This is a genomic window from Cobetia sp. SIMBA_158 (assembly GCF_046566945.1).
Classification (GTDB): domain Bacteria; phylum Pseudomonadota; class Gammaproteobacteria; order Pseudomonadales; family Halomonadaceae; genus Cobetia; species Cobetia amphilecti.
In genome coordinates, this window is sequence record NZ_JAWJYL010001269.1 from 1 (window position 1) to 228 (window position 228).

Below are 228 nucleotides of genomic sequence, written 5' to 3' on the forward strand. Positions count from 1 at the left end.
CTGCGTTTTACTTAGCTTGTACTTGTTTATAATTGGCCGCAGCTTATATATTGCAGTAAATGCACAAGACGCTTTTGGAAAGCTGTTAGCTGGCGCACTGACTTTAACTTTTTTTGTTTATATATTTGTAAATATTGGCATGGTATCAGGACTACTTCCTGTTGTTGGTGTGCCCTTACCCCTGATAAGTTATGGTGGCACATCGATGATTACGCTAATGGCCGGCTT

The 228-nt window shown here is 40.4% G+C and carries 1 protein-coding gene; it reads left to right on the forward strand.

The features are described from left to right. On the forward strand, positions 1–228 hold a 228-nt coding region (locus tag R2R70_RS23805), incomplete at both ends, for an FtsW/RodA/SpoVE family cell cycle protein (RefSeq protein WP_410979462.1).